General features: G+C 69.8%; 17 protein-coding genes and 1 pseudogene. 10 read left to right on the top strand and 8 right to left on the bottom strand.

The window, feature by feature from the left end:
- The first annotated feature begins 9 nt into the window (after nt 1-9).
- Nucleotides 10-987: an ArsR/SmtB family transcription factor gene (locus tag FHS44_RS41760; RefSeq protein ID WP_184714940.1), complete on the top strand. Its 978-nt coding sequence runs from the start codon at nt 10-12 to the stop codon at nt 985-987.
- Between the two features lie 13 nt (nt 988-1,000).
- On the opposite strand, the gene FHS44_RS15495 is transcribed toward FHS44_RS41760, so the two are convergent.
- From FHS44_RS15495 to FHS44_RS15485, 3 genes are read right to left on the bottom strand one after another with little or no spacing between them, the layout of a single operon-like run.
- Nucleotides 1,001-2,116: a terpene synthase family protein gene (locus FHS44_RS15495; protein WP_184714938.1), complete on the bottom strand. Its 1,116-nt coding sequence runs from the start codon at nt 2,114-2,116 to the stop codon at nt 1,001-1,003.
- Complete coding sequence (locus tag FHS44_RS15490) at nt 2,116-2,646, bottom strand: EF-hand domain-containing protein (RefSeq protein WP_184714936.1); 531 nt, start codon at nt 2,644-2,646, stop codon at nt 2,116-2,118. The genes FHS44_RS15495 and FHS44_RS15490 overlap by 1 nt, the downstream gene beginning before the upstream one ends.
- A gap of 35 nt (nt 2,647-2,681) precedes the next feature.
- Entirely contained in the window at nt 2,682-3,503 is an 822-nt protein-coding gene (locus FHS44_RS15485) for an isoprenoid biosynthesis enzyme family protein (protein WP_184714934.1), read from the bottom strand.
- Between the two features lie 394 nt (nt 3,504-3,897).
- On the opposite strand from FHS44_RS15485, the gene glnA2 reads away from it, so the two are divergent.
- The 8 genes and pseudogenes from glnA2 (at nt 3,898) to FHS44_RS15445 (ending at nt 13,989) form a co-directional block, all read left to right on the top strand.
- The gene (gene glnA2 / locus FHS44_RS15480) at nt 3,898-5,259 is read left to right on the top strand and encodes a gamma-glutamylpolyamine synthetase GlnA2 (RefSeq protein WP_184714932.1); all 1,362 of its coding nucleotides are present in this window, start codon (nt 3,898-3,900) and stop codon (nt 5,257-5,259) included.
- 404 nt (nt 5,260-5,663) lie between these two features.
- Complete coding sequence (locus tag FHS44_RS15475) at nt 5,664-6,389, top strand: hotdog fold domain-containing protein (protein WP_184714930.1); 726 nt, start codon at nt 5,664-5,666, stop codon at nt 6,387-6,389.
- 78 nt (nt 6,390-6,467) lie between these two features.
- Nucleotides 6,468-7,181 (top strand): type 1 glutamine amidotransferase, encoded by a 714-nt coding sequence (locus tag FHS44_RS15470; RefSeq protein ID WP_184714928.1) that lies wholly within the window; start codon nt 6,468-6,470, stop codon nt 7,179-7,181.
- Nucleotides 7,182-7,263: 82 nt separating this feature from the next.
- Nucleotides 7,264-10,251: a bifunctional [glutamine synthetase] adenylyltransferase/[glutamine synthetase]-adenylyl-L-tyrosine phosphorylase gene (locus FHS44_RS15465; RefSeq protein ID WP_184714926.1), complete on the top strand. Its 2,988-nt coding sequence runs from the start codon at nt 7,264-7,266 to the stop codon at nt 10,249-10,251.
- Between the two features lie 62 nt (nt 10,252-10,313).
- Nucleotides 10,314-10,691 (top strand): annotated as a pseudogene (gene tnpA, locus FHS44_RS15460) (IS200/IS605 family transposase).
- Nucleotides 10,692-11,885 (top strand): RNA-guided endonuclease InsQ/TnpB family protein, encoded by a 1,194-nt coding sequence (locus FHS44_RS15455; protein ID WP_184714923.1) that lies wholly within the window; start codon nt 10,692-10,694, stop codon nt 11,883-11,885.
- Between the two features lie 54 nt (nt 11,886-11,939).
- Nucleotides 11,940-13,031, top strand: a complete 1,092-nt coding sequence (locus tag FHS44_RS15450) for a hypothetical protein (RefSeq protein WP_184714921.1) — start codon at nt 11,940-11,942, stop codon at nt 13,029-13,031.
- 73 nt (nt 13,032-13,104) lie between these two features.
- A complete protein-coding gene (locus FHS44_RS15445) occupies nt 13,105-13,989 on the top strand; it encodes a TIGR03620 family F420-dependent LLM class oxidoreductase (RefSeq protein WP_184714919.1) in 885 nt (294 codons plus the stop codon).
- Between the two features lie 3 nt (nt 13,990-13,992).
- On the opposite strand, the gene FHS44_RS15440 is transcribed toward FHS44_RS15445, so the two are convergent.
- The 5 genes from FHS44_RS15440 to FHS44_RS15420 all read right to left on the bottom strand — a co-directional run bounded on the left by FHS44_RS15440 (nt 13,993) and on the right by FHS44_RS15420 (nt 21,268).
- Nucleotides 13,993-14,529, bottom strand: coding sequence for a C40 family peptidase (locus FHS44_RS15440; RefSeq protein ID WP_312863668.1), 537 nt, complete (start codon nt 14,527-14,529; stop codon nt 13,993-13,995).
- Nucleotides 14,530-14,608: 79 nt separating this feature from the next.
- A complete protein-coding gene (locus FHS44_RS15435) occupies nt 14,609-17,662 on the bottom strand; it encodes an AfsR/SARP family transcriptional regulator (RefSeq protein ID WP_281401402.1) in 3,054 nt (1,017 codons plus the stop codon).
- 251 nt (nt 17,663-17,913) lie between these two features.
- Entirely contained in the window at nt 17,914-18,420 is a 507-nt protein-coding gene (locus FHS44_RS15430; protein WP_184714915.1) for a Pycsar system effector family protein, read from the bottom strand.
- Between the two features lie 236 nt (nt 18,421-18,656).
- The gene (gene glnA, locus FHS44_RS15425) at nt 18,657-20,081 is read right to left on the bottom strand and encodes a type I glutamate--ammonia ligase (protein ID WP_184714913.1); all 1,425 of its coding nucleotides are present in this window, start codon (nt 20,079-20,081) and stop codon (nt 18,657-18,659) included.
- A 158-nt stretch (nt 20,082-20,239) separates the two neighbouring features.
- Nucleotides 20,240-21,268: a hypothetical protein gene (locus tag FHS44_RS15420; protein WP_184714911.1), complete on the bottom strand. Its 1,029-nt coding sequence runs from the start codon at nt 21,266-21,268 to the stop codon at nt 20,240-20,242.
- A gap of 71 nt (nt 21,269-21,339) precedes the next feature.
- Between FHS44_RS15420 and FHS44_RS15415 the strand changes: the two genes are divergently transcribed.
- Nucleotides 21,340-21,804 (top strand): RDD family protein, encoded by a 465-nt coding sequence (locus FHS44_RS15415; protein WP_184714909.1) that lies wholly within the window; start codon nt 21,340-21,342, stop codon nt 21,802-21,804.

The raw sequence follows: 21,804 nt of genomic DNA, 5'->3' as shown, positions 1-21,804 counted from the left end.
GTTTTAGGCGTGCCTAAAAGGTCGAATCAGGTCGAGTGGATCTTCGCTCCTGACGACGTGGCCAGGATCCGGTTCGCGTTCTCCCCCATCTGGGAGCTGATCGCCAGCCTGCGCGTCCTGCGCGACCCGGCCAGGCACTCCTTCCACCTGCCGTGGCTGCGCGCCGTACGGTCCCGCCTCTCGGGGGCCGACCTGGCCGAGCTGTTCGCGCTCGTGCCGCTGCACGGCTACATCGTCGACTTCGCGACCCCGACCCCGCTGACCCCGCTGCCCGACTTCGCCGCCGAACTCGATCTCGTACGGCGCACGCCCCCCGAACGCGCGGCCAGGGAGGCGGCCCGTGTCGCGGGGACCGACCCACGGGCCGTCGAGCGTTTCCTCGACGACCCGGAGGCGGGCGTCGCCCGGTTCTCCGACGCCCTTGAGCGTTACTGGGAGACGGCCTTCGCCGAGTTCTGGCCCAGGATCCACGGCCTGCTTGAGGCCGACGTCCTGCGGCGCTCCCGTCACCTGGCCGCGGGCGGCGCCAGGGAGCTGTTCGCCGACCTGCACCCCAACGTGCGCTGGCTCGGCGACCGCCTCGTGGTGGCCAGGCACTGGAGCCACCACGCGCCGCTCGGCGGCGACGGCCTGGTCCTCGTGCCGACCTCCTTCTCCTGGCCCGACGTGACCGTGATGGTCATGCCGTACCGGCCGATGCTGATCTATCCGGTGACGGGGGCGGGCACGCTGTGGACCGCGGGCCCGCCGCCCGCCCCGGGAGCGCTGGCCGCGCTGATCGGCCGGACCAGGGCGCAGATCCTGACCGCCCTGGCCGACCCCGCCACCACCTCGGCGCTCGCCCGCAGGATGGCCCTGACGCCCGGCGCGGTGAGCCAGCACCTGACGGTCCTGACCGACGGAGGGCTGGTGACCCGCCGCCGTCTCGGCCGCGAGGTCGTCTACCGCCGCACTCCGATGGGGGACTCCCTGGCCTGCGCGTCCTGAGCGGGGGTGGGGCTCAGGACGTGACGTCGTATCTCCGCGACTCCAGAAGCCATTCGAGCTGTGCCCTCGGCGCGGTGAGGAAGGCACAGGCGACCTTGCTGGCGTTCCTGGCCTCGACGGGCGTGAGCCCGAACGCGTCGAACAGGCCGGGCAGCCGCCGCGCCGCGGCCCGCAGGTCCTCCGCGCGCTCGGCGATCCGGTCGTTCACCCAGGCCACGGCCTCGGCGTCGGACAGGCCGAAGGCGTGCGCGGCGACCGTCACGTAGTTGTGCACGTCACCGTTGGCCCGTTCCTTGTGGTGCGAGGCGACGTCGTTGCACCAGGCGGTGACGTCGTTGCAGGCGTCGACCAGCGTCCGCCAGGTCGGGCTCTCCCGCAACTCGGCCGGGACCTCGACCCCCAGGCACGGCTCGACCAGGTCGAACAGGTAGGGACCGACCGTCCCCCTGCGCAGCGCGGGGTACTCGGCCACCGAGGGCACCCGCCCCGCGCACCGGTTCTCCGCCTCGGTACGGCACGCCGCCCCCTGGGCCGCGAGCCCGTCGGCGAAGCGCTCCCGCCAGCGGCGGCTCATCCGGGGGGCGGTGGCCCCCCACAGGTCACGGAAGGCCGCCTCGACGGGGGAGACCCCCTCGGGCCTGGGCGTCCTGACCGGCAGCGGGGAGGGGATCCACGTCATGACCGGCGCCGCGGGCCTCGGCTTCGTCGCGGTGAGCGTCATGGCCGTCTTGACCGCCTGCGTCTCGTGGACGGCGGCCTCCGCGGTGTGGCGGACGAGCCGGGAGAAGGTGGCCTCGACGATCCCGGCCGCGCGTCCCGCCGGTTTCTCGTCCCACTCGTCGTCGAAGTGGAACAGCCAGGTCAGCCACTTGGCGAACAGGAGCGTCGAGTCGGTGCCGAACCCGGCGAAGGCGCGGCCCGCCATCCGGTCGAAGCGCGCGAGCACGGGCGTCTCCAGGCCGACCTCGCGGGTCCAGTCCGCGAGCGCGGCCGTGATCCGGTCGATCGAGGCGTGCATGCGGCACGGGGCGGCCATGACCGGAACCCGGTCGACGAGGGGCAGCAGCAGAGCGGCGGCGACCGGGGAGGCCCGCTCGACGGTCCTGGTCGCCGCGTCGATGACGGGCACTACAGCGAACCGGCCGACCGGGCGAGGGCGACACCCGGGACGACGCTCGTGTAGTAGGCCCTGGTCGCCTCGACCAGTTCGTCGACCGAGACCCCGCGGTCGCGCTCAAGGCGCTCGAAGGCGGTCTCCGCCTCACCGTGCGGGGTGCCGAACGCGCTCAGCAGAAGCCGCAACTCGGCGGCCTCGACGACACCGTCGCCGTCGGTGTCGCACATCTCCGCGACGGCCTCGGCCGCCGGTCGCAGCACCGCGTCGAACCGCTCGTCCTCGGAAAGGACCGAGGACATGCCGGTCCTGAACTCCTCCGGGGAGATGGCACCGTCGCCGACCTCACCGGACAGAGCCTGCCAGACCGACTCGAACCCATCGACCAGCTTGCTGCCCGCCGCCGAGGTCGGCGACTCGCCGAAGCCGACCAGGATCAGGGCGCCCAGGCCAAGCAGGTCATCGCGTTCGACCCGCCCGTTGCCGTCGGCGTCCAGTTGCCCGAAGGCATGATCCAACCTGCGCTTGAGAAGCTCTGTGCTCATCCTACACCTCCACGTTACTTGTGGGACACAGGCGGTTACTCTAGGTGACGATAGCGACGGGATTCCAGAAGTCCCTCCAGGTAAGCCCTCGGAATCGTCAAGAAGGCACAGGCCACCTGGATCACCTCGCGGGAGGCGTCGAGACCGAGATCGTGGCGCCCGACGAGCGGGGGAAGGGCGCGGGCGGCGCTCCAGAGTTCCTCCATCCGCTCGACCACCCGGTCGATCACCAGGGCGTGCGCCGCCCTGCCCGAGGTCTCCGCGGTCCTGGCAGTGGGGACCGGGAGGTGGCCGGTCAGCAGGGCGTCGCACCAGGTCACCACGTCGCCACCGGCCTCGGTCGTCGCGCGCCACCGGCGGCTCTCCTGCAGCGGCGCGGGCACCTCGACCCCGAGGCACGGCTCGGCCAGGTCGAGCAGGCGCCGCCCGAACCCCGCCGCGTCCGGTACGGCGAGCCCGGCGACGAACCGCTCGCGCCACCCGTCGCCCATCGCGGGCGCGCAGGTCCCCCACAGGTCGGCGAAGGCCCGCTCGACCGGCGCGGGCCCCGGCTCACCGCCCCCGGCGACCGCGAGCACCCCGGGGAGCGCGGCGGGCTCGCGGCGCAGCCGGGTCAGCAGGGTCAGCCAGCGGGCGAACAGCGTGGCCGTACCGGTGTCGTGCCGGGCGAAGGCCCGCCCGGCCAGCCGGTGGACGCCCTGCGCCGGGTCGGCGTCCAGGCCGGTCCTGCGCGCCCAGTCGATGACCGCGGCCTCGATCCGGTGCGCGGACGGATGCATGGGGCAGGGCGCCGACAGTGCCGCCAGCCGTTCTCTGAGTGGGATCTCCCGCGAGGTCGCGTTGGGCCGGGTACGCATCGTCTTCCCCCAGAAAGGACGTCAGAAGGACGTGGTGGACGTGGGTGCGCGCGGCCCGGGGTGTCCCGGTTCGCCGTGGGCGCCATGCGGCCTACCGCCCGGGTGATCGGCGCGCGGGCCGGTGGCCCGCATTGTTTCGCCCGGTCACCCTGCGTACCAGCACCGTCACTCCGGGCGTGTCCCGATGCTTTTGACCCCACCTGCGGGGTTGTACGGCTGTCGCGGCGTGTGAGGGGACACAACGGGAGACACCGGAGGGGCAGGAAAGGGGCGAAACGGCGTCTGGCCACCTTCTTCGTAACGTGTCCGAAACACTGGGCGGGCAGACTGGTAGGAGGCCGAACGTGTGCCCGCAGATGTGCGCCGTGCCGGCCTCGGCAGTGGAGGAGAGGCTTTGGACCGCCAGCAGGAGTTTGTTCTCCGTACCCTTGAGGAGCGCGACATCCGGTTCATCCGGTTGTGGTTCACCGACGTGCTCGGGTTCCTGAAGTCGGTCGCCATCGCCCCCGCCGAGCTTGAGGGGGCCTTCGCGGAGGGCATCGGCTTCGACGGCTCGGCCATCCAGGGCTTCGCCCGCGTCTACGAGTCGGACATGCTCGCCAAGCCCGACCCCTCGACCTTCCAGATCCTGCCCTGGCGCAGCGAGACACCCGGCGCCGCCAGGATGTTCTGCGACATCCTCATGCCGGACGGCTCGCCCTCGCACGCCGACCCGCGCTGGGTGCTCAAGCGCACCCTGGCCAAGGCCTCCGACATGGGCTTCAGCTTCTACACCCACCCCGAGGTCGAGTTCTTCCTGCTGAAGGACAGGCCGGAGGCGGGTAAGCGCCCCGAGCCGATCGACGACGGCGGCTACTTCGACCACACCCCGCACAGCTCGGGGCACGACTTCCGGCGCAGCGCGATCATGATGCTGGAGTCGATGGGCATCTCGGTCGAGTACAGCCACCACGAGGGCGCCCCCGGCCAGCAGGAGATCGACCTGCGCTACGCCGACGCGCTCACCACGGCCGACAACATCATGACCTTCCGGCTGGTCATGAAGGAGGTCGCGCTCGAACAGGGCATCTGGGCGAGCTTCATGCCCAAGCCGTTCACCGAGCACCCCGGCTCCGGCATGCACACCCACATGTCGCTGTTCGAGGGAGACCGCAACGCCTTCTACGAGCCGGGGGCCGACTACCAGCTCTCCAAGGTCGGCAGGTCCTTCATCGGGGGGCTGCTCGCGCACGCCGCCGAGATCACCGCCGTCTGCAACCAGTGGGTCAACTCCTACAAGCGGCTGTGGGGCGGCGCCGAGGCGATCGCCGGGGCCGGCGGTGAGGCGCCGAGCTACATCTCCTGGGGGCACAACAACCGCTCCGCCCTGGTCAGGGTGCCGATGTACAAGCCCCACAAGAGCGGTTCGACCCGCATCGAGTTCCGTTCGCTCGACTCGGCCTGCAACCCCTACCTGGCCTTCGCGGTGATCCTCGCGGCGGGCCTGAAGGGCATCGAGCAGGGCTACGAGATGCCTCCCGGCGCCGAGGACGACGTCTGGGCGCTGACCTCGGCCGAGCGCCGTGCCCTGGGCATCCAGCCGCTGCCGCAGTCGCTCGACGAGGCCATCGCCGTGATGGAGCGCAGCGAACTGGTCGCCGAGACCCTGGGCGAGCACGTCTTCGACTACTTCCTGCGCAACAAGCGCGCCGAGTGGAGCGAGTACCGCCGCCAGGTCACCGAGTTCGAGCTCGGCCGCTACCTGCCGGTGCTGTGACGGTCCCGGGGTGCGGCCGAGGGCCGTACCCCCACCTGGCTCGCGCGGACGCTTCCCGGGCGCGGTAGGGTTCAGCCACGCGGGCGGTTCCGGCGCCCGTACCCTGTGACCCCCGATCATGCGGGCTGCTTCGGCGTGCCCGTGGGCCGGCCGGTCCGCGGGGCACGGAGCGTGGGCCGTACGAGACTCCGAGGAGACGGTCGGCGGGCCGTCACCGGGGACTCACCGGCCAGGACGCGCCCCCCGCGGTTCCTCTCAGGACGGCGGGTGGCAAGGCGCCGTTGACCCGCACGTCACCGTCACCTGGTTCGCTGGCCGCGTGGCGGCTCCGGTAAAATCGGTCGGTCCATTTATAGGGATTTTTCGAGGATAAATCGCCGTATTGGGCGATTAGGAGGTGCCGTATGACAACGGCTGCCGAGCTGCAGACCGTGGTGACCGTCCCGGCGCGTTTCCGAGGGCCCGAGGGCTCGGCGAACGGCGGATGGATAGCGGGCACGGTCTCACAGGCGTCACACGGCGCCCGGCACGACTCGGCCGTCGAGGTCACACTGCACGCGCCCACACCCCTTGAGACCGAGCTGTCCCTGCGCCACCTGGCCAACAGCGCGACCCTGACCAGCGGTGAGACCCTGCTCGTCGAGGCCATCCCGGTCACCGAGCGGCTCACCGCCCCCGAGTTCGTGCCGTTCAACGAGGCGGCCCGCGCGGAGAGCGGTTTCGCGGGGGTCGCCGGGCACCCCTTCCCCGGCTGCTTCGTCTGCGGCCTGCGCGACCCGGGGGACGGCCTGCGGATCTTCCCCGGCTCCGTGCCCGGCACCGACCTGGTCGCCGCGGGCTGGCGGGTGCCGATGACCGTCACCGACGAGGACGGCGTCGTCCCCGAGGCGGTCCTGTGGGCCGCCCTCGACTGCGCGACCGGCTGGGCCCACTTCACGCCCGGTGAGTCGGCCCTGCTCGGCAGGCTGACCGCCCAGGTCGAGCGGCGCGTCTACCCCGGCGGCACCTACTCCGTCGTCGCCCGCGCCACCGGCCGCGAGGGCCGCAAGCTCTTCGGCGAGAGCGCCGTCTACGAGGTGGACGGCACCCTGGTCGCCACAGCCAAGGCCGTCTGGATCGCCTCCGCCTGAGGCCGTACGGGATCGGGGGCCGCACCCCCCGAATCACCTGGTATGGGGTCTTGTACGGCTTTCGCTGATAATTACGGCATGAGAATCACCGTCGTCGAGAACGAAGCCGAAGCGGGCCTGGGCGCCTTCGCCGGATGGCTGGCCGACAGCGGCGCCGAGTGCGAGGTCATCAGGCCGTACGCCGGAGTGCCGATCCCACGACGGGCCGGGAACGGCCTGATCGTGCTCGGCGGGACGGCGGCGGCCTGGGAGGACGACCGCTTCCCCTGGCTGCCCGAGACCCGCGACCTGCTCAGGACCTCGGTCGAGGACGGCGTGCCGACCCTCGGTGTCTGCCTCGGCGCCCAACTGCTGACGCTCGCCTGCGGCGGCACTGTCGAACGCGGTGAGCACGGCCTTGAGATCGGCGCCACCGAGATCGTCCCCCTTCCTGACGCCGACGACGACATCCTGTTCACCGGGTTCGGCCCGGTGCCCGCCGTCCAGTACCACGGCGACGCGATGACCAGGCTCCCCGAGGGGGCCGTGCCGCTGGCCACCGGACACCTCTACCCCAACCAGGCATACCGGCTGGGGGAGCGGGCCTGGGGGGTGCAGTTCCACCCGGAGGCGGACGTCGAGGTCTTCACCGACTGGACCGGCCACTCCGCCGACCACCTCACCGGGCTCGGCCACTCGGTCGAGGAGCTCAACGCGGGGGTCAAGGCCGCCGAGGAGAGGCTGATCCGGACCTGGCGGACGTTCGCCCAGCGCTTCGCCGCCGTCGTCGCGTCCACCGCCGCGTCCGGCTGAGCGGCCTGGCCGTACAGGACGGGGGTGGCGGGGCGGTGATCGGGGAAGGCCACACGTGCCCGGTGACCGCGGACGAGGGAGGATGAGCGCCGTGCCCCGGATGGAGACGACCGAGGGCCGGATGGCCAGGCTCGGGTTCGCCGACGCGGCCAGGGCGGGACGGCTGTTCGGCGAGCTGGGCACCCCCGCGGAGCGCGAGGGCGGTCTGCTCGACCTCCTCGTGGCGACCGCCGATCCCGACCTGGCGCTGACCTCGCTCAACCGGCTCGCCGAGCGGGACGGGGAGGCCGTCGGGGCACTCGTCGCCGACCCCGTCCTGGGGGCGAGGCTGCTGGGCGTCTTCGGGGTCAGCGCCGCGCTCGGCGACCACGTGGTCAGGCACCCGGAACACCGGCACCTGCTGGACGGCACCCGGGAGCTGAGACGGCCGACCGCTCCCGAACTGCGGGAAGAGCTGCTGCGGGCGGTCGGCGCCGATCCCGGGGATCCCGAGCCCAGGGCGGCGGCCACCGGCACCGAGACCCTGGTCGCGCTGCGCGTCGCCTACCGGGCCCGCCTGCTGCGCCTGGCCGCCCGCGACGTCCTCGGTCAGGCCTCGCTCGCGGAGGTCACCTCCGAGCTGTCCGACCTCGCGGGCGCCGCCCTGGAGGCGGCCCTCGCCGTGGCCAGGGCCGAACACCCCGGTGCCGGTGCCGTACGGCTCGCCGTCATCGGGATGGGCAAGTGCGGGGCGCGGGAGCTCAACTACATCAGCGACGTGGACGTCGTCTTCGTGGCCGAACCCGGGGAGGGCACGGAGGAGTCCGACGCCATCCGGCTGGCCACCCGCCTGGCCCAGGGCATGATGCGGGTCTGCTCGGCGAACACCCCCGAGGGCGCGCTGTGGGAGGTGGACGCCGCGCTGCGCCCCGAGGGCAGGTCGGGGCCACTGGTACGCACCCTCGCCAGCCACCGCGCCTACTACCACCGTTGGGCCAAGACCTGGGAGTTCCAGGCGCTGCTGAAGGCCCGGCCCATCGCGGGAGACCTCGAACTGGGCGAGCAGTACGTCTCGATGACCAACGAGATGGTCTGGCAGGCCGCCACCCGGGAACGGTTCGTCGAGGACGTGCAGGCGATGCGCCGCAGGGTCGAGGCCCACGTGCGCGGCGACGAGGCAGAACGCCAGCTCAAACTCGGCCCAGGGGGACTGCGCGACATCGAGTTCGCCGTGCAACTGCTGCAGCTCGTCCACGGCCGCCTCGACCCGCTGCTGCGCCGCCGCGCCACCCTTCCCGCGCTGGCCGCGCTCTCCAGGGGCGGCTACGTCGGCAGGGACGACGCCAAGGCCCTGGCCGAGGCCTACACCTTCCTGCGCCGGGTCGAGCACCTGATCCAGCTCCACCGGCTGCGCCGTACCCACGTGGTGCCCGAGGGGGAGGGCGACCTGCGGCGGCTCGGACGCGGGCTCGGCATGACCGTCGATCCGGTCGGCGAGTTCACCACCCGGTGGCGGCGGCACGCCATGGAGGCCAGACGCCTGCACGAGAAACTGTTCTACCGGCCGCTGCTGCAGGCCGTCGCCCGGCTGCCCGAGTCGGAGGACCGCCTCTCGACCTCCGCCGCGCAGGCCCGCCTTGAGGCGCTCGGCTACGCGGACCCGGCCGGAGCCCTGCGCCACATCAGCGCGCTGACCAGCGGGGTCTCCCGGCGCGCCGCCATCCAGCGGACCCTGCTTCCGGTCATGCTCGGCTGGTTCGCCGACGCCCCAGACCCGGACGCGGGCCTGCTCGGCTTCCGTCAGGTCTCGGACAAGCTCGGTTCGACCCCGTGGTACCTGCGGCTGCTGCGCGACGAGACGGCCGTCGCCTCCCGCCTGGCCAGGCTGCTGGGGACCAGCCGCTACGTGACGGGGCTGCTGCTGCACGCCCCGGAGGCGGTCGCGATGTTCGGCTCCGACACCGACCTGGCCCCCCGGCCCCCAGAGGCGCTGCTGGCCGAGGCGCGGGCGACCGTCGGACGCTACCCGGGCGAGGCGGAGAGCGCGGTCGCCGCCGCCCGTGGACTGCGGCGCAGGGAACTCGTCCGTACGGCCGCCGCCGACCTGTCGGGGCTCCTCGACGTGGAGCGGGTCGGACAGGCATTGTCGGCGCTGAACGACGTGACCCTCCAGGCCGCGCTCGACGCCGCCATCGGCAAGGTCGAGATGGAGCGGCGCACCCCGCTTCCCACCAGGTTCGCGGTGATCGCGATGGGCCGTCTCGGCGGCCTCGAATGCTCCTACGGCAGCGACGCCGACGTGATGTTCGTGCACTCGCCCCTTGAAGGGGTCGTGGAGAGGGAGGCGACGGAGGCTGCCTTCGCGGTCGCCAACGAGCTGCGCCGCCTGCTGGCCCTGCCCGCCCCTGACCCGCCGCTGCTCATCGACCCCGACCTGCGTCCCGAGGGCCGACAGGGACCGCTGGTCCGCACGCTGGCCTCCTACGCCGCCTACTACGGGCGCTGGTCGTCCCCCTGGGAGTCCCAGGCGCTGCTGCGTGCCCGCTTCTCGGCGGGGGACGCCGACCTCGGCGCGGAGTTCCTCGCCGTGGCCGACCCGCTGCGCTACCCGGCGAAGGGCATCCCCGACGATGCGGTGCTGCAGATCCGCAAACTGAAGGCCAGGATGGAGGCCGAACGGCTGCCCAGGGGCGCCGATCCCGCTCTACACACCAAACTGGGCAGGGGAGGCCTGTCGGACGTGGAGTGGGTGGCGCAGCTGCTCCAACTGCGCCACGCGGGACCGCTGCCGTCGCTGCGGACCACCCGCACCCTGGAGACACTGCGCGCCGCGGTCGCCGAGGGCCTGCTCTCCGAGACGGACGAGACCGCGCTCGCCGCGGCCTGGCGGCTCGCCTCCCGCGTCCGGGACGCGATCATGCTGGTCAGGGGCAGGGCCGCGGACTCCATCCCGGTGGACGTCCGCGAGCGCGCGCTCATCTCCCGCACCCTCGGCTACCCGCCGGACGACAGCGGGGACCTCGTCGAGGACTACCGCCGAGTCACCCGCCGCGCCCGCCTGGTCATGGAACGCGTCTTCTATGGCGAATGAGTGTTTTACCGGTTTCCGGTGATCGGAAACCTTGGGTCTATTCGTGCATTCAGCCCATCTCTCTGAACTGTCGATCACTAGATAGCTATACTGCGCGGAACGTTGTCTTCCGGTGCGTGTTCCATGTTGCGCGGTGTCCGAAGTACCGAAGACACGTGCTTGACAGCCGGATCGGAACACGGCTGAAGGACCTCATCCGCGAGGTGGTGGACGAGAAGAGGGCGTGACTGGTGGAAATGGAGGTCATGCCCGACCACGTCCACCTGCTGGTGGAGGTCGATCCGCAGTACGGCGTTCACCGGCTGGTCAAAGCCGTCAAAGGCCGTTTCTCCAGGGCGCGGTGCGATGACTTCCCGCATCTGAAGTCACGGCTTCCGACCTTGTGGACGAACTCCTGCACCGTGGTGAAGCGCTACGCCGAGCAGCAGAAAAGCCGGTAGATGTTGACCGGCCGTCGCTACCTGCTGGCATTCACTCCCGAGCAGGAGACCTTCGCCGAACGTATCGGTGACGCCTGTCGTATGGTGTGGAACACCGGCCTGGAGCAGCGGCGCGCCTACCGCCGTCGCGGGGCGTTTGTCAGCTACGTGGAGCAGGCCCGGCAGATGGCTGAGGCAAAGAAGGACTTCACGTGGTTGGCCGAGGCCCCTTCGCACACGCTTCAGCAGACGCTGCGCGACCTGGAACGGGCATGCAAGACGCACGGCACGTGGAGGGTGAAGTGGCGTTCGAGGCGCATGAACGCGCCGACGTTCCGTTTCCCCGACCCCAGGCACATCAGTGTGGAGCGCATCTCGCGCCGGTGGGGCCGGGTGAAACTGCCCAAACTGGGATGGGTCCGCTTCCGCTGGACGAGGCCGCTCGGCGGGCAACTCCGCAACGCGACCGTGCTGAAGGACGGTGGACGTTGGCATATCTCGTTCTGCGTAGAAGACGGCATAGCCGAGACCACGCCGAACGGCAAACCCGCCGTGGGTGTGGACCGTGGTGTGAAGGTCGCGGTCGCCACGTCGGATGGAACGATGCGCGACCGATGGTTCGTCACCCCTGGCGAGGCGGCCCGAATGAGGCGGCTTCAGCAGCAGCTCGCGCGCCAACGCAAGGGCTCGAACCGGCGCGCCGCCACACGAGCGAAGCTCGCCAGGCTGAACGCGCGTGTCCGCAACCGGCGTAGCGACTTTCTGGCGTGGACCGCTGACCGGCTCACCCGTGACCATGGGCTGGTCGTGGTGGAGGACCTGAAAGTAAAGAGCATGACGGCCAGCGCGCAAGGCACCGGCGACGCCCCCGGAAGAGGCGTCCGGCGGAAGGCCGGACTGAACCGGGCCATCCTCTCCAAAGGCTGGGGCGGCCTGCTGACCGGCCTGGAACACAAGGCTCGTTACAACGGTTCCCGTGTCGTGCGGGTGCCACCCGCGTACACCTCCCAGCGCTGTTCGGCGTGCGGGGCGGTGGATGCGAAGTCCCGCGAGAGCCAAGCGGTCTTCGCCTGCACCTCCTGCGCTCATACCGGCAACGCTGACGTGAACGCCGCAAAGAACATCCTCGCCGCCGGGCTGGCGGTGACAGGACGTGGAGACCTCGCCGATGGGCGGTCTGTGAAGCGTCAACCACCCGAGGTGAAGGCAGCGTGAACACGCCTCAGCCACGAGACCCCCCGGCTTCAGGTGGGGAGGAAGTCAACTACTGTGATATCCGTATACGTTGACCTGGCCATCGGCCTGGTACTGGCTTTCCTGCTGCTGTCGCTCCTGGTGAGCGGTCTCAACGAGGCCATCGTCAGGCTGCTCGCCATCCGCAGCAAGTTCCTGTGGGCCTATCTCCGTGACACGCTGGACGGCGGCCGGGGCAAGGGCCTGTCGTGGATCCCGTCGCGGGTCCGCGACGTCTTCGCGCGGCTGCCCTTCTCCAAACACGATCCACGGCCCGTGCACGATCCCGACCCGGCGCCGTCGGTGGTCGAGCCGGTGCCGGTCGATCCCGAGGTGGTGCTCGCGGCGGAGGCGCCCGCGCCGACTGTCGACATGACCAGGCGGCTCTACGAGCGTCTGCAGGAGATCGACCGTCCCGAGGGCGCCAGGACCAGCATCTCCGACATCCCGCCGGAGCGGTTCTCCTGGGCGCTGCTCGAACTGGTCGCCGCCGAGGAAGGTGGCGTCGAGGGGCTGATCGCCAAGCTGGAGGCCGTACGCAGCCCGCTCGCCGGACACCTGAGAGGCGTGTGGGAGGCCGCCCAGCGCGACATGGGCAGGTTCCGCAAGGGCGTCGAGGACTGGTTCGACGGGGAGATGCAGCGGCTGTCCCTGCTCTACCGCCGCTACGTCAAGTGGGTGGTCTTCACCCTGGCCGTGGCGCTGACCCTGCTGTTCAGCATGGACTCGCTGGAGTACGGCAAGACCCTGCTGCGGGACAACGCCTACCGGGCCGCTGTCACGGCCATCGCGGGTGGAGGGGAGAGCACGGCCGAGCTGAAGGACTCCCTGAAGGACAGGTGCGCCGTCGCGGGGTCCGTCGAGCCGTACTCCTGCGTGACCGAGGTCTTCAGCTCCCCGGCGCTGGTCAAGATCTTCGACCACGCCGTGATGAGCGTGACGATCCCCGCCGAGGAGTCGGGTGGCCCGTCCTTCACCTTCAACGTCGGGGCCTGGTGGGACCGCCTGACGACGGTCGGCCACTGGCCCGGCTACCTGATCACCATATTCGCCCTGCTGTTCGGCGCCTCCTTCTGGTGGGACATCCTGCGCAGGCTCACGGGCTTCCGCGGGAGCCGCTCGGGTTGATAAATGGAGTCCGCCTCCGTATGGTTGGCGCAACCGGAGATAGCCTCCGGTAATTCCTTCGGGGGCGTGACCCATGAGTGTGGATCTCGGACGTGTCGGTGTGTGGACCTTCGCCTTCGACGGCAGGCCCGCCACCGAGGTGCGGGAGGCGGCCGCCGAGCTGGACGAGCTCGGCTACGGCGCCATCTGGTTCGGTGAGGCGTTCGGCAGGGAGGCGTTCACCCAGGCGGCACTGCTGCTCGGGGCGACCGGGCGGCTCACCGTCGCCACCGGCATCGCCAACATCTTCCTGCGGGACCCGATCGCCATGGCCGCGGGGGAGCGCACCCTCGCCGAGGCCTTCCCCGGCCGCTTCCTGCTCGGCCTCGGCGGCCACCGCACCACCGACCAGCCCCCGGGCCTCCTGCCGCACCACGGCCGTCCCGTGCCCACCATGCGGGCCTATCTGGACGCGATGGACCAGGCGCCCCTGCAGGGCCCGGCACCGGCCGAACCCTCGCCGCGCCTCCTGGCCGCCCTTGGCCCGGGGATGCTCAAACTCGCCGCCGAGCGCACCCGGGGCGCGCACCCCTACTTCGTGCCGGTCGAGCACACCGCCAGGGCCAGGCAGGCCCTGGGCTCCGACGCGCTGCTCGCGGTCGAGCAGACTGTCGTCCTCGACCGGCCCGAGCGCGCCCGCGAGGTCGCCCGCGGCTTCGTCTCCGGGTACGGCCAGGCACGCCACCAGGTCGAGAACCTCAGGCGGCTCGGCTTCGGCGACGACGACCTGGCCGAGGGCGGCAGCGACCGGCTGGTCGACGCGCTGGTGGCGTACGGAGACGTCGAGGACGTCGTCAGGCGGGTGCGTGAGCAGCTCGACGCGGGGGCCGACCACGTGTGTGTCCAGGTCCTGTCGGCGGAGGAGGGCCTGCCCCTCCGGCAGTGGCGCGAACTGGCCCCAGCCCTGCTGGAACTCTGACGTCTACAGGTAGCGGAAGTATCCGGCGAAGTCCTTGACGGTGGTGATCGGGTCGAGCCTGACCCGCGTTCCCGTCCGCAACGCGTTGATCATCTTGCCGTCGCCGACGTAGATGCCCACGTGGTGGGTCTTCGCGCGACCGGTGAGCCTGCCGTAGAACACCAGGTCACCGGGGCGTGCCACGGACGCCGGGATCCTGCTCAGCCGCCGCAGGTGGTCGTCGGTGTTGCCGGGCCCGAGCACGTCCCCGCCGTAGGCGAGCGAGTAGACCCACCTGGCGAGCCCGGAGCAGTCGAGCCCCCGCGTGGTCGTCGCCGGACACGGCTTGATCGCGCCCCGGTATCCCACGCAGGTGCCGAGGGAGGGCCCGGGAACCTCATCGTGGCCGCCACCCCAGGAATAGGGAATCCGCCCACCCTGCCAACCGGGCTGATGCTGCCCGGCCTTGATCGCGTAGGCGATGGTGGTGACCCGGTTCAGCAGAGCGGGCAGAATCGGCACCGAACCCCCGCACACCAGCAGGGTCCCTGCCACCACCACGGAGAACCCCACCCACCGCCGCAAACGCCCCACCCCGGTCGTTCTTCCTGCTTACTTCTCGAATGTAGCGCTGTCCCTGTCAGTTCAGACCGGCCTCGTGCATCCGTTCCCGGAGCTTCGCGCTTTTGGGAGCACCCATCCGCTCCCAGATGTCGAAGGCGGCCTTCCACGGCTTCGCGGCCTCCTCCGAGCGTCCCAGTGCGTGAAGCGCGTCGCCCACCCCCTCGTGGGTGAGCGCCTGGTAATAGATGTCGTTCACGTCGCCGAAGGCGTTCAGAACCCCCTGGTAGTGGAGCAGCGCGGTCTGGGGGTCGCCCGAGGCGAGACAGGTGTTCGCCAGACCGATGAGCGCCTCCGCCTCCTTCGGTCCGCTTCTTATGCTCCGCGCAAGGGCGAGCGCTTTCTCGTGGTGGTCGAAGGCTTCCTCGTACCGTTCCTGACGGCACAGGGCGAAGGCGATGCAGGTGTGCGCGTCGATTTCCGCGTGGTGGCTTCCCTGCTTGCGATTCAGCAGCAACGCCTGCTGGAAAAACTCCAGGGCGGCGTCCATTTTCCCCAGCTCCGTGTGGGTCGCGCCAAGCTGAATCAGACAATACAACTCATCGTACTCTCGGCCGACCTCCCGCCAGTATTCCCGGCACTCCACCAGAAGCTTCACGTTCTCGTCGAACCTGTCGAGGGCGAAATAGCTCACGGCCAGGTGACTCATGATCGAGATCTCGCCGACACGGTTTCCGAGTTCGCGGTGGAGCGCCAGGGCTTGCTCACCGACCTCGATCGCTCTGAGAGGCTGCCCAGTCACCTGCAGGGCGTAGCTCATGTGTTTGAGTGCCTCGGTCTCCCCGTCACGGTTGTTCAAGGCCCGCCAGATCTCCAGCGCCTCCTGCTGACAGGCGAGGTGCTCGGCGTACCGCCCGAGGAACATCTTCGCGTACCCCAGGTCGCTGATGATTCCCGCCTCGCCGTCACGGGCACCGGCCAGACGTGCGGAGGACAGGGCGATCTCGCCCGTCAGGAGAAGGTCGTCCAGACAGTTGCGTGAGTAGAAGAACCACGACAGCCGCTTGAATATCTGCCACGCGTGAACATGCCGTCCCACGGCGGCCGCGTGGATGATCAGGGCGGTAAGGGTCGGCTGCTCACTCTCCAGCCAGGCCCTCGCCTCGTCGAGGCCGGGAAGGTCGGGTGTTCTTTCGACGGGGAGGACGGAGAACGTCGGGCTGTCCCTGGGGTACACGTGCTTCATCGCCTGGGACGCCGTGTACCGGTACCAGTCGAGCGTTCTCGTCAGAGCGGCGTCGTGTTCCTCCGGCGTCTCGTCACTGGCAGCGCGTTCCTCCGCGTACACGCGCACGAGATCGTGCATCGACAGCCGTCGCTCGGTGTTCCGCTGCAGGAGATGCGCGTTGACCAGGGTCTCGATCGCGTCGGAGGCCTCCTCGACGGACATGTCGGCGAGCACCGCCGCCGCGTCCGTGCCCAGGGACGGTCCCGGGTGGATGCCGATCAGCCGGAACATCCGCCGGGCCGGTTCCGGCAGCGCGCGGTAGGACAGTTCGAGCGCGGAGCGGACCCCGACGCTCGGATCCTCGGCCAGTTCCAGGACGGTCAGCCGGTTCTCCCTGCGGAGCCTGGCCACGAAGTCCCGGACCCGGGAGGCGGAACCGCCGCCGAGCTGCGCGCCCGCCAGCCGCAGCGCCAGGGGCAGGCGTCCGCAGAGGTGGGCCAGTTCGGTGATGACGTCCGCGTCGTGGACCGTCCCGTCCGTTCCGAGGAGATCGTTGAGCAGGGCGACCGCCTCCTCGGTCGACAGCACGTCCAGCATGACGCAGCGGATGTCGTGGGTGACCGACAGACTCCGCAGGGCGTCGCGGCTCGTGATGACGACCCGGGACGGGGACGCGCCGGGTAGCAACGGCCTGACCTGCTCCGCCGTCGCGGCGTTGTCCAGCACGACGAGCATGCGCCTGTCCGCCAGCAACGATCGGTAGAGCGCCGCGCGCTCGTCGAGGCTGTGCGGGATCTCCTCCTCGTCTGCTCCCAGCCCTCGCAGGAGCCTGTTCAGCGCCTGTGACGCGCCGATCATCCTCTCCGACGAGTAGCCGTGCAGGTCGACGTAGAGCTGACCGTCCGGGAAGCGGTCGGACACGTTGTGTCCCCAGTGGGTCACCAGGGCGGTCTTGCCGATTCCGGCGGCACCCGAGACCGCCGAGACCAGCATCGCCGTTCCGCCCTGGGCGGGCAGGAGGCCGTCCAGCTCACGCAGTGCCTGCGACCGGCCGGTGAACCGGGTGATCGCGGGAGGCAGCTGACGGGGAACACGACGATCCGGTACGGCGGGGGCAGGCGTGGAAGCGGTGGCGTCCTCGCGGGTGAGGATCGTCCGGTGGATCTCGGTGAGCTCCCTGCCCAGGTCCAGTCCCAGTTCCTCGTGGAAGTGCCGCCGGGCCTTCTGGAACTCCTCCAACGCCTCCGCCGTACGGCCGACACGATGCAGCGCGCGCATCAGCTGGCCGCGCAGTTCCTCGTTCAGGGAATGCTCGGCGATCAGCAGCCGCAGCTCGCCGACCAGCTCGGAGTGGCGCCCGCACGCGAGGTCCGCCTCGATCCGGCCGATGAGCGCGGCCGTTCGAAGCTCCGTCAGGGCGACACCCTCCGTCGCCTGCAGCTCCGGATCCGTGCCGCCAAGCGCGGGACCGCGCCACAGCGCCAGCGCCGTTCTGAACCGTTCGGCGGCCTCGACGAAGTTCTCGCCGGACAGCGCCCTGCGCGCGGCGGCGGTCTCGGTGGTGAAGACGTCGAGGTCCGAGGCGCCAGGAGGCAGCCGCAGCGTGTAACCCGTCGGCGTGCCCACCAGCGCCTCACCGTCCGAGAGCAGGCGGCGCACCGACCAGAGGTGGTTGTGCAGGAGCCGCCTTCCCGTGGGGGGAATCTTCGTTCCCCACAGCGCCGACACCAGGCGATCGTGGGAGACCACCTGATTGGCCCGCAACACGAGAAGAGCCAGCAGAGTTCGTTGTTTCGGCCCCACGACCGCGATGGCTTGTTCGCCGCGCCATATTCCGACAGGGCCAAGAATGCGGATTTCCACCTTACCCCCCGACGTGCTGTGTGAATTTCGATGAGTTTTCATCGCACGTGGTGAACGATGACGACCCCAAGTTGGGCGTGTTATTCTAACGGGTAAGGTTGAGAAGAGTAAGGATTATCCTTCTGGCGTTTCGCATCTTCACTTTCCGCACCGGAACGACTCCGTTTCCCGTCTCCGGGGTAAACGGAGACAGGCGAGAATGCGAACCGCGCTGTTCGGAAAACCTGACCTGCGACAACCGTTCGGGCTTTTCTCCGGGCCTCGTGAGATCTTCTGGGGCCCCGGCGACGGGGTCAGAAGGCGAGCTGGAGCACTGCGGAGCCGACGGTCGCTCCGATGGAGGCGAGCAGCAGCCAGAAGCCCCACCGGATGAGCAGATACTTCCTCATGACGATCACGCTGACCGCCCTGATCTGCTCGGCCAACTCGGTCAGGTCGCCGTCGGTACGGCCACGCAACGCCTCGGCGATCTCCCCCGTGGAGCGGTAGCGCCGGATGTCTCCGAAGTAGGTGATGCCGAGGGGCCGTTTGGTGATGCGTGGATACACCGCGCTCGCCAGGCAGAACAGGGCGCCCAGCGCGCACCCGGCCCCCACCCACCACAGCCACTGCAGGGCCGTGTGCAGTTTCAGCGGCGACCAGTTCCCCGCGAGCAGGCCACCGGCGACCGCGCCGATGCCCACCCCCGCGACGCCCAGCAGCACCTGGGCCTTGGCGTCGGCCCGGTTGAGCTCCTCACGGGCCTCGGCGAACATCCGGGTGCCGTGCGCGTGCGCTCGGCTCTCGGAATCCGATGGCACCGGCGTGGCCGCCCTGGTCATCCACCGGAACACCGATCCCCCTAGTAGGTGAGTGAACCGCCGCAAGGACGACGAAATGCCGCACGACAAGATCGCACTCTAGCGAGGGCCGGGGGCACGCGGCAGCCGGAACCACCATCGACTTCGACGTGATCTTCACCACCCCGCCCGCCGTACGGTGAGACAACGAAAGAGACCGCGGGACAACGCCCGCGGTCTCTTTCGTAACTCAGTGACTACACATCGTAATAAAGCTCGAACTCGTGGGGGTGGGGGCGTAGGCGGATGGGGTCGATCTCGTTTTCGCGCTTGTAGGCGATCCAGGTCTCGATCAGGTCCGGGGTGAACACGCCGCCCTCAAGGAGGTAGTCGTGGTCGGCCTCAAGTGCGTCGAGCACCTCGCTGAGCGAGCCGGGGACCTGCGGGATGTTGCGGGCCTCCTCCGGGGGAAGCTCGTAGAGATCCTTGTCCACCGGCTCGACCGGCTCGATCTTGTTGCGGATGCCGTCGATCCCGGCCATGAGCTGCGCGGCGAAGGCGAAGTACGGGTTGCAGGACGGGTCGGGCACCCGGAACTCGATGCGCTTGGCCTTCGGGTTGGAGCCCGTGATCGGGATGCGGATGCACGCCGAGCGGTTGCGCTGGGAGTAGACCAGGTTGACCGGCGCCTCGTAACCGGGGACCAGGCGGTGGTAGGAGTTCACCGTCGGGTTGGTGAAGGCCAGCAGCGAGGGGGCGTGCTTGAGCAGGCCGCCGATGTAGTAGCGGGCGGTGTCCGACAGGCCCGCGTAGCCGACCTCGTCGTAGAACAGCGGCGCGCCGTCCTTCCAGAGCGACTGGTGGCAGTGCATGCCGGAGCCGTTGTCACCGAAGATCGGCTTGGGCATGAAGGTGACGGTGTGGCCGTGCTCCAGGGCCGTGCTCTTGACGATGTACTTGTAGAGCATCATCGTGTCGGCGGCCTTGAGCAGCGTGTTGAACCGGAAGTCGATCTCGGCCTGTCCGGCGGTGCCGACCTCGTGGTGCTGCATCTCCACCTCGATGCCCGCCTCGATGAGACGGCGCACCATCTCCGAACGCAGGTCGGTGAAGTGGTCCATCGGCGGGACCGGGAAGTAACCGCCCTTGTAGCGCGGCTTGTAGCCGAGGTTGCCACCCTCCTGGGCCTTGCCGGTGTTCCAGGCGCCCTCGATGGAGTCGATGTGGTAGTAGCTGGCGTGCGCGCTGGTCTCGAAGCGCACGTCGTCGAAGATGTAGAACTCGGCCTCGGGGCCGAAGTAGATCGTGTCGGCGATGCCGGTGCCCTTGAGGTACTCCTCGGCCTTGCGGGCGACGTTGCGCGGGTCGCGGCTGTAGGCCTCACCCGTCAGCGGGTCGTGCACGAAGAAGTTGATGTTGAGCGTCTTGTGCTTGCGGAAGGGGTCGAGCACGGCCGTCGAGGGGTCGGGCAGCAGCAGCATGTCCGACTCGTGGATGGCCTGGAAGCCGCGGATCGAGGAGCCGTCGAACATGAGGCCGTCGGTGAAGACGTTTGCCCCGAAGTTCTCCGAGGGGAAGGTGAAGTGGTGCGTCGTCCCGGGCAGGTCCGTGAACCTGACATCGACGAACTGCACCCCCTCGTCCTTGATGAACTTGAGGACGTCGTCGGCGGAGTTGAACACGCGAACCTCCCAAGGGGACGAGCTTTCAGCTCGAACGTACGGCCGAGCCGTTACCGCCCCGTGTCTCGTTTGTTTCACCCGTGTTAAGGAGAATCGCCCCACGTTAGCCCTGGAACAGGGCCGTACCAGGCAGGCGAACGCCACCTTTGCCGGATTTTTCACACCCGGGAGGCGAGTGTGCAATCTTCGTCCTGGGACTCGGGGTCGAGCGTGTAGGGATCGACCGGGGCGCCGGTGGCCTTGGCGAGCTCCTTGTCGGGGACGGAGTCGTCGTAGTACGGGTGGACGAAGCCGTCCTCGACGTCACAGCGGGCGCCCGTGACGCCCCCGTCGTTCCAGCTGACCGGCCAGAGCACCAGCCGGCCGTCCTCGCGGTAGGCGATCAGCTCGCCGATGCTGTGCACGATGATCCGCTCGCCCTGCCCGGTCTGTCCGGGGCGCCGTACGGCATAGACGAACAGGTAGTTCGTCGTGACCTTCACTCCCGTACGGCCCCCCTCGTGGAACCGGACGTACTTCGTCCGCCCGTTGACCTTGATCACGCCGGTGGCCAGCTCGGCGGCCTTGGGGGCCAGGCTGGTGACCCAGTATCTGGTGTTGAAGTGGCCCTTCTTCGGCTTCCTATTGTCCAGATTCTTTAGGAACCACTCACGTTGCTCCAAGGGGAGAAGCTTCACCAGCGCCGTCGGCCTGCCGCCCGCGAGGGTCTTACGGTCGAGGTGGGCGGCCACGAGCAGCTTCCTGGCGTGCCGCAGGGCCGTGGCGACGTCCTCGCGGCTCAGCCCGCCCGTCGCCCGCGCCTTCGGCAGCGTGATCCCCTTGACCCCCTCGGCGTAGTCCTTGGCGGGGGAGCCCTCGAAGGGGGAGACCGGCTCCGGGGTGACGGCGACCGGCGCGGTCTCCTCGGGGACCGGGCCACGATGGTTCTCCCGCGTCTCGACGAAACGGGAGGAGAGGGCCTTGCCGACCGGAGCGACCCACCCGGGCCGGTAGACGACGACCGCTCCCGCCGCCACGACGAGGATGGACGCCACGGCCAGGACTATCCGCCGTCGGCGTTGACGCCGGTAACGGGGCAGGTGCGACCACTCCTTGGCGGCCTCCTTCTTGATCTGCCGCTGCTCCTTGCGCTCGATCTGCGAGACCAGCTCGGCGAAGCGCTTGTCGAGGTCGTCCATGTCAGCCATTGGGGGGTGCTCCGGAGATGGGGGGTTTGGGGGAGTTCGAGAGCGACCTCGGGGGCGGATACCGTTGAGCCATGAACAGCAGGCAGCAGCCCCGTTGGACCCAGACCTGGCTCGGCGGTGTCAGATCCGCCGGGGTCGACCTGGGCTACCCGGGGGAACGGCTCGGGCTGCCCCAGGAGGGCAGCGGCTCGGTGGCCGGGTTCGGCCGCAGGATCGGTGCCCTGGTGATCGACTGGCTGATCTGCACCTGGGCCATCACCCAGGGGCTCCTGCGGATCAACCCCGCCCACCAGAGCTGGGTCCCGGTCGTGGTGCTCGCCGCCGAATACCTCCTGCTCGCGGGCGCCATGGGCATGACCTTCGGCATGCGTCTGACCGGCATCAGGATCGCCTCGCTCAACGGCGGACGCGCCCCGTTCCCCTCGATCCTCGTGCGGACCGTGCTGCTGTGCCTGGCCGTACCCGCGCTGGTCTGGGACCGCGACCAGCGGGGCCTGCACGACCGCGCGGCCGGCACCGTGGTCGTGCGCATGTGA

Origin of the sequence: Streptosporangium saharense (assembly GCF_014203715.1) — a bacterium.
GTDB classification, from domain to species: Bacteria; Actinomycetota; Actinomycetes; order Streptosporangiales; family Streptosporangiaceae; genus Streptosporangium; species Streptosporangium saharense.
The sequence above is the reverse complement of the archived record's forward strand: the minus strand, read 5'-3'. Positions and strand labels throughout refer to the sequence as shown.